This window comes from Streptomyces sp. SID11385, assembly GCF_010548245.1.
Lineage (GTDB): Bacteria > Actinomycetota > Actinomycetes > Streptomycetales > Streptomycetaceae > Streptomyces.
Genome location: NZ_JAAGLR010000702.1, coordinates 1 through 7,181, shown reverse-complemented (window position 1 = coordinate 7,181; position 7,181 = coordinate 1). Strand labels below are relative to the sequence as shown.

Here is a 7,181-nt window from a genome sequence, read left to right as displayed (position 1 = left end):
CCGCGGATCGTCCGCGAGCCGCGCGGGCGGCGCGCCGTCCGTCCGCGCCGCCTCCTCCCGTACGCCCAGCGCCGTCAGCACCCCCGCCGCCTTCGCGTGCGTCTCCGCGACCTCGCCGTACGGGTCCGAGCCGCGCACGAGCGTCGCGCCGACGGCGACGCGCAGCCCGCCCGCCGCGTCGATGTCGGCGGTACGGATCAGGATCGGCGAGTCGAGCGTCTGCGCGCCCGAGGCGTCGCGGCCGATGAGCGCGAGCGCGCCCGCGTAGTAGCCGCGCCCGTCCGGCTCGTGGCGCGCGATGACCCGGCAGGCGTTCTGCACCGGGGAGCCGGTCACGGTCGCGGCGAACATCGTCTCGCGCAGCACCTCGCGCGCGTCCAGCGTTGAGCGCCCGCGCAACTCGTACTCGGTGTGCGCGAGGTGCGCCATCTCCTTCAGGCGCGGCCCGACGACGACCCCGCCGAGGTCGCCGACGGTCGCCATCATCTTCAGCTCCTCGTCCACCACCATCGACAGCTCCTCCTTCTCCTTCGCGTCCGCGAGGAAGCGCAGCAGGTCCTCGGAGTCCGGGCCGCCGGCCGGATAGCGGTAGGTGCCGCTGATCGGGTTCATGACGACGGTCCCGCCCGTCATCCGCACGTGCACCTCCGGGCTCGCGCCGACGAGCGTGCGCTCCCCGGTGTGCACGACGAACGTCCAGTACGCGCCCCGCTCGCCCACGAGCAGCCGCCGGAACAGCGCGAGCGCGTCCGGCCGACCGAAGCCGGGGATCTCGGCCCGGTAGGTGCGGCGCACGACGAAGTTCGCGCCCTCGCCGGAGCCGATCTCGTCCCGCAGCACCCGGCCCACCGTCGCGGCGTAGGCGTCGTCGTCCTGGTCGAAGCCGTGGCCGACGATTCCGGGGCGGTGCGCGGGCAGCAGCGCCGTCACCTCGTCGAGCGGCAGCCGGTGCGTTTCCTCGGCGACGAGCACCGCGAGCGGCGTCCCGTCCTCGCGCACCTCGAAGCCGCGCTCCCTGATCTGGCCGAACGGGACGAGGGCGAGGACGGGGTGCGCGGCGTCCTCGTCAGGGATGTCCGCGAGCCGTTCCACTTCGCGCACCTGTCCGAGCAGTACCTCGACGGTGTCGGGTTCCAGGCCGGGCGTACGGCGCCGCAGCAGCGCGAAGGGAGGGGCACAGGGGGCGGTGAGACGTGCGAGGACCTGAGCTGTGGTGGACATCGGGTTCCTTCCGGGAGGGACGGGAACCGCCGGGAGAGCCCACCCCCGGAAAACACCGAAGGCCGCCCTCGGGCGGCCTTTCGCATACGCGACAAGAGGTGGACCGCCTAGGGAGCGGACCACCACCACATGGAAAGAGTCGCGAACATGGGGGGAGCGTACCGCAGCAAGGCCGGAATCCACCCGCGCTCGACATCACAGCCGCACAGATTCAGTCCCTCCGGCGCTTGAGGAGCGGGGTCCGGGGCGGAGCCCCGGAAAAGGCCGGGCCCCCGGCGACGTCTCACCGACCGAACCACGTCCGCCGCCGCCCCCGCCCACCCCGTAAGGTGGCCGTCGTGACCGCCATCGCTGAAACAGACGCCCTCGCCACCAAGGCGAGCTGGCGAGACCTGCCCGCGGCGCAGCAGCCTACGTACCCCGATGCCGAGGCCCTGCGCGAAGTCGTCGCGGACCTTGAGTCGTATCCCCCGCTCGTCTTCGCCGGCGAGTGCGACGAGCTGCGCACCCGGATGGGAGCCGTCGCCCGCGGCGAGGCGTTCCTCCTCCAGGGCGGCGACTGCGCCGAGTCCTTCGACGCCGTGACCGCCGAGCACATCCGCGCCAAGCTCAAGACGATCCTCCAGATGGGCGCCGTCCTCACCTACGCGGCCTCGGTGCCCGTCGTGAAGGTCGGCCGGATCGCGGGCCAGTACTCCAAGCCCCGCTCGAAGGACACCGAGACCCGCGACGGGGTGACGCTCCCCAGCTACCGGGGCGACTCCGTCAACGGCTTCGACTTCACCGAGGCCGCCCGCGTCCCCGACCCGGACCGCCTGCGCCGCATGTACCACCACTCGGCCTCGACGCTGAACCTCGTGCGCGCCTTCACCACGGGCGGCTACGCGGACCTGCGCCAGGTGCACGCCTGGAACCAGGACTTCGTCCGCACCTCGGCCTCGGGCCAGCGCTACGAGCAGCTCGCCCGCGAGATCGACAACGCGCTGAACTTCATGCGGGCCTGCGGGACCGACCCGGAGGAGTTCCGCACCGTCGAGTTCTACTCCTCGCACGAGGCCCTGCTCATGGACTACGAGTCGGCGCTCACCCGCGTCGACTCGCGCACCGGGCGGCTCTACGACGTCTCGGCGCACATGGTGTGGATCGGTGAGCGCACCCGCCAGCTCGACGGCGCCCACATCGAGTTCGCCTCGAAGATCCGCAACCCGATCGGCATCAAGCTCGGTCCCTCCACGACCCCGGAGGAGGCGCTCCAGTACATCGAGCGCCTCGACCCCGAGCGCGAGCCCGGCCGCCTCACCTTCGTCGTGCGCATGGGCGCGGACAAGATCCGCGACAAGCTCCCGACGCTCGTCGAGAAGGTCACCGCCTCGGGCGCCACCGTCGCCTGGGTCACCGACCCCATGCACGGCAACACCTTCGAGGCCGCCTCGGGCCACAAGACCCGCCGCTTCGACGACGTGCTCGACGAGGTCAAGGGCTTCTTCGAGGTCCACAAGGAGCTGGGCACCCACCCCGGCGGCATCCACGTGGAGCTGACCGGCGACGACGTCACGGAGTGCGTGGGCGGCGGCGACGAGATCTTCGTCGACGACCTCCACCAGCGCTACGAGACCGCCTGCGACCCGCGCCTGAACCGCAGCCAGTCGCTCGACCTCGCCTTCCTCGTCGCGGAGATGTACCGCTCGCAGTGAGGTGAACCGGCCGTACGGCCGCCGATGGGGCACGGATCGCCTGTGATCCGTGCCCCATCGGCGTATCCGGGGTTCCTCGCCGGACTCCGCCGGGTTAGGTTAGGTTTGCCTCAGCAAGGCGGGTGGGTAGTCCCCTCGCAGCGGGAGGCGACCGGTCCCTCGCGGGACCGGACGACCGGTGGTTTCGGCAGGAGGTGACCCGCGTGTACGTGTGCTCGTGCTTCGGCATCACGGAGGCGGACGTGCGCGCGCACGCGGAGAACGGGGCCGTCACACCCCGCAAGATCGCCTCCGCCTGCAAGGCCGGGACGGACTGCGGCGGTTGCGTCCGCCGCATTCAGGCCCTCCTCGGCCGGGGCACCTGCCCGCGCCGGGAGGCCGCCGATCGCGACGAACCGGTGTTCCTGCCCGTACCGGCCGCGCCGCCCGTCCCGGGCCCGCTCCCCGTACCGGCCGCGCAGGAGCCGCCGCCGGCGACGCGGCTGCCCGTACCGGTCGTGCGGACACCCGCCGCGCCGGTCGCGCGTCTCGACGACGCCGCCTGAGCCCGTACCCGTCCCGCGCCGCCTCAGTCGGTCTTGAAGCCGCTCGTGCCCGGGCCCGAGGGGTCCGGCTGCTCCTGCGTGATCACCGTCGACAGGTACAGCGCCTCGCCCAGCTTCTCGATGAGGTCGAGCTGGGTCTCCAGGTAGTCGATGTGGTGTTCCTCGTCCGCGAGGATCGCCTCGAAGACGTTCGCCGAGGTGATGTCCCCCTTGGAGCGCATCAGGTCGACCCCGCGCCGCAGCCGGTCGATCGCCTCGACCTCGATCTGGCGGTCCGCGCGGAACATCTCCGTCACCGTCTGCCCGACCGAGACGTGGAAGAGCCGCTGGTAGTTCGGCAGGCCGTCGAGGAGCAGGATGCGGTCCGTGAGGATCTCCGCGTGCCGCATCTCGTCGAAGGACTCGGCGCGCGTGTACCTCGCGAGCTTCGTCCACCCCTTGTGATCCTGCAGCTTCGCGTGCAGGAAGTACTGGTTGATCGCCGTCAGCTCGGCCGTGAGCTGCTCGTTCAGGAATTCGATGACCTCGGGGTCGCCCTGCATCGTCCGGGCTCCTTCCAGGAGTACGACTAGGCGGCGGGTACGTCAGGTGTCCGACCTGCTACGGAACGCGCGCATCGTCGCATCACCGCTTCCGCGGAGTCCAGTAAGTGCACGCTTAGTCACGTCTGCCCCCGGGGCCACCCGGGTAACACCTGCCAGGTCGGCGGCTTCCCGCCCGGTCTGTCAGGATGGATGCATGGGCCAGGCGGAGAGCGAGCGAGAGGGTCCGCCCTCACCCGGCGGGCCCGCCCCGGGCGACCCCTCCCCGGGCGCGCGGCGGCTGCCCCCGGGACAGCGGCTCCAGCGCGGCTGGCCGGTCACCCACTACGGCCCGGTGCCGAAGTTCCGGCCCGAGCGCTGGGAGTTCCGCGTCTTCGGTGCGACGGCGGACGGCGACAAGCGCGGCTGGAACCACGAGGAGTTCACCGCGCTCGGCTGGACCACCGTCGAGGCCGATCTGCACTGCGTGACCCGGTTCAGCATGACCGGCGCGGAGTGGGGCGGCATCCCGGCCCGTACGCTGCTCGACCTCGTACCGCCCGCGCCGCAGGCCACGCACGTCATGGTGTGGGCCGAGTACGGCTACAGCGCCAATCTGCGCCTCGCCGACTTCGCCGCGCCGCACACCGTCTTCGCCACCCACAAGGACGGCGAGCCCCTCACCGCCGAGCACGGCTACCCGGTGCGCCTCGTCGTGCCGCACCTCTACGCCTGGAAGGGCCCCAAGTGGGTGCGCGGCGTCGAGTACATGACCGCCGACCGGCGCGGCTTCTGGGAGGAGCGGGGCTACCACAACATCGGCGACCCCTGGCAGGAGCAGCGGTACACCTACCAGGAGGAGGCGGGGGACGGACCGGGGCTGTGAGCGGTGCCCCGGCGCTCAGCCGCGCAGTTCCTTCAGGCGTGCCACGTCCGCCGCGTGTCCCTCGGGGCCGCCCGGGGTCTCGATGATCAGCGGTACGCCCGCCGTCGCCGGGTGCGCGCACAGCTCCGCGAACGCCTCGGCGCCGATCGTGCCCGCGCCGATGTTCTCGTGCCGGTCCAGGTGCGAGCCGCAGCCCGCCTTCGAGTCGTTGGCGTGGACGAGCTTGAGCCGGCCCTCGCCGACCGCGTCCACGAGCAGGTCGAGCGTCTGCTTCGCGCCGCCCGGGGCGGCGAGGTCGTGCCCCGCCGCGTGGACGTGGCACGTGTCGAGGCACACGCCGAGCTTCGGGTGCGCGTCGAGCGCGGCCACGTACGGACCGAGGTCCCAGGTCCGCGCGCACAGCGAGGCGCCCTGCCCGGCCGTCGGCTCCAGGAGCAGGTCCGGGTCCCCGGGGTGGTCCAGTTCGTCGAGCAGCGGCAGCATCCGCTCCCGCACCTGCGCGAGCGCCACCTCGCGCGTACGGCCCCCGGTCGCCGAACCGGTGTGCACGACGACGCCGAGCGCGCCGATCTCGCGCGCCCTGCGCAGCGAGTGCCGCAGCGAGAGCACCGACTTCTCGACGGTGGCCTCGGTGTGCGAGCCGAAGTTGATGAGGTACGGGGCGTGCACGTACGCGCGCAGGCCCTCGGCGGCGCAGCGCGTACGGAACTCCTCGTCCTGTGCCGGGTCCCCGGGCCCCGTCGCCCAGCCGCGCGGGTTGGCGACGAAGACCTGCACGGCTTCGGCGCCGAGCGTGCGCGCGTAGGAGAGGCCGGTCTTCGCGAGGCCCCCGGCGACGGGGATGTGCGCGCCGACGGGGTTGCGGGGGGTGGTGTTCACCCGTCCAGGGTGACACGGGGCGGGGGCGAACCGATCTCAGGGGAGGTGCGGGCGCTCGGAGCCGGCGGGCTTGCCCTCCTCGATGACGAGGTCCTCGGGGAACTCGACGACGCAGTCCGCCTCGTCGGTCAGGCCCTCGGCCAGGGGCTCGGCACACGGATCGTCGGGATCGGTCGGATCGGTCGGATCGAGGGGGGTGGCGTCGGCCGCGGCGGGCCGCACGACGGTGTGGCCTCCGGTTCCCTCGCTCGCCGGGCCGTTCTCCGAGGACGAGCAGGCGGTCGCGGTGAGGCCCGCGCCGAGGACGAGGACGGCACTGACGGCGACGGTGCGCAGACGCATGGTTCCCCCCACACGAAACGGCCTCTCCGGTGGAGGCCGAGAGGAGAAGTCTGCCCTGTGGATCACGGGCACGGAGAACGTTTTCGGTGAAGGAATCGTTCAGGTGCGCGCGCGTGAGCGCGGACCGTCACCGTACGCGGACCGTCACCGTCACCGTCGCCGGCCCGTCACCGCACCCGGATCGTCACCGTGCTGCCGCGCGGTGCCGTGTCCCCGCCGCCGACCGACTGGTGCCACACGGTGTGGCCGAGGAACCAGCGGGAGACCTTCACCTCGAACCCGGCGTCCTCCAGGAGCTGCTTCGCCTCGTCCTCCTGCTTGCCCTCCACGTCCGGGACCTCCACGAGATCGGGGCCCTTGGAGAGCGTCAGCGTCACCGTGTCGCCCGCCGCGAGCCGCTTGCCCGGCGCGGGGGACTGCTTCGCGACGGCGCCCTCGTCGGCGTCCTGGGAGAAGACCCGCCCGTCGGCGACCTTCACGTCGAGACCCGCGTCGGACAACTCCTCGCGCGCCCGCGCCTCGTCCTTGCCCGTCACCTCCGGTACGTCCACGGGCGCGCCCTTGCTCACCGTGATCCGCACCGTCGAACCGGCCTTGACGTTCTCGCCCGCCTGGGGCTCCGTGCCGATCACGGCGCCCTGGCTGACGTCCTGGTCGAAGCGCTCGGTGACCAGGCCCGGGTCGAGCCCGCGCCCGCGCAGCGCCGTGCGCGCCTCGGCGAGCGTCTTGCCGGTGAGCCGGGGCACGTCGACCGTGCGCGGGCCGAGCGAGACGGTGAGGGTGACCTCGCCGTGGTCGCGGATGCGGGCGCCGGGGGCCGGGTCCGTACCGAGCACGGTGCCGCGCGGCTCGGTGGCGCTGTAGCGGCCCTCGACGTCCTTGACCCGCAGCCCCGCCTGGTCGAGCCGCCCCTTCGCCTCCTTCTCGCTCTTCGCGAGCACCCGCGGGACCTCGGTGAACTGCCCGGCGTTGACGTACCAGACGCCCGCGCCGCCGCACAGCACGACGACCGCGACGACGAGCGCCGACCACAGCCGGCGCCGGGGCCGCCCGGGACGCGTGGGCGCGGGCAGCACGCTCGTGTGCCCCACGT

8 protein-coding genes are annotated in these 7,181 nt (G+C 72.7%); 3 read left to right on the top strand and 5 right to left on the bottom strand.

Annotation, left to right across the window (positions count from 1 at the left end; genetic code table 11):
- Positions 1-1,221 (bottom strand): chorismate-binding protein (locus G3I42_RS21515; RefSeq protein WP_203607114.1); only part of this gene is annotated, 1,221 nt, incomplete at its 3' end.
- Between the two features lie 338 nt (positions 1,222-1,559).
- Between G3I42_RS21515 and G3I42_RS21510 the strand changes: the two genes are divergently transcribed.
- Entirely contained in the window at positions 1,560-2,915 is a 1,356-nt protein-coding gene (locus G3I42_RS21510) for a 3-deoxy-7-phosphoheptulonate synthase class II (protein WP_164288322.1), read from the top strand.
- Between the two features lie 203 nt (positions 2,916-3,118).
- A complete protein-coding gene (locus G3I42_RS21505; RefSeq protein ID WP_164288320.1) occupies positions 3,119-3,460 on the top strand; it encodes a (2Fe-2S)-binding protein in 342 nt (113 codons plus the stop codon).
- A gap of 23 nt (positions 3,461-3,483) precedes the next feature.
- Here G3I42_RS21505 and bfr read toward each other — a convergent pair whose 3' ends face one another.
- A complete protein-coding gene (gene bfr, locus G3I42_RS21500; RefSeq protein ID WP_164288318.1) occupies positions 3,484-4,002 on the bottom strand; it encodes a bacterioferritin in 519 nt (172 codons plus the stop codon).
- A 196-nt stretch (positions 4,003-4,198) separates the two neighbouring features.
- On the opposite strand from bfr, the gene G3I42_RS21495 reads away from it, so the two are divergent.
- Entirely contained in the window at positions 4,199-4,867 is a 669-nt protein-coding gene (locus tag G3I42_RS21495; protein WP_164288316.1) for a sulfite oxidase-like oxidoreductase, read from the top strand.
- Between the two features lie 15 nt (positions 4,868-4,882).
- On the opposite strand, the gene G3I42_RS21490 is transcribed toward G3I42_RS21495, so the two are convergent.
- From G3I42_RS21490 to G3I42_RS21480, 3 genes are all read right to left on the bottom strand, one after another.
- Positions 4,883-5,746: a deoxyribonuclease IV gene (locus G3I42_RS21490; protein ID WP_164288314.1), complete on the bottom strand. Its 864-nt coding sequence runs from the start codon at positions 5,744-5,746 to the stop codon at positions 4,883-4,885.
- 36 nt (positions 5,747-5,782) lie between these two features.
- A complete protein-coding gene (locus G3I42_RS21485; protein ID WP_164288312.1) occupies positions 5,783-6,088 on the bottom strand; it encodes a hypothetical protein in 306 nt (101 codons plus the stop codon).
- A 167-nt stretch (positions 6,089-6,255) separates the two neighbouring features.
- Positions 6,256-7,181: Stk1 family PASTA domain-containing Ser/Thr kinase (locus G3I42_RS21480; protein ID WP_164288310.1), on the bottom strand; the 926-nt coding region annotated here is incomplete at its 5' end.

What these genes read in the sequence shown, in the direction of transcription:
- bfr (WP_164288318.1), bottom strand. Translation starts at nt 4,002, where the DNA reads ATGCAGGGCGACCCCGAGGTCATCGAATTCCTGAACGAGCAGCTCACG.
- G3I42_RS21495 (WP_164288316.1), top strand. Translation starts at nt 4,199, where the DNA reads ATGGGCCAGGCGGAGAGCGAGCGAGAGGGTCCGCCCTCACCCGGCGGG.
- G3I42_RS21485 (WP_164288312.1), bottom strand. Translation starts at nt 6,088, where the DNA reads ATGCGTCTGCGCACCGTCGCCGTCAGTGCCGTCCTCGTCCTCGGCGCG.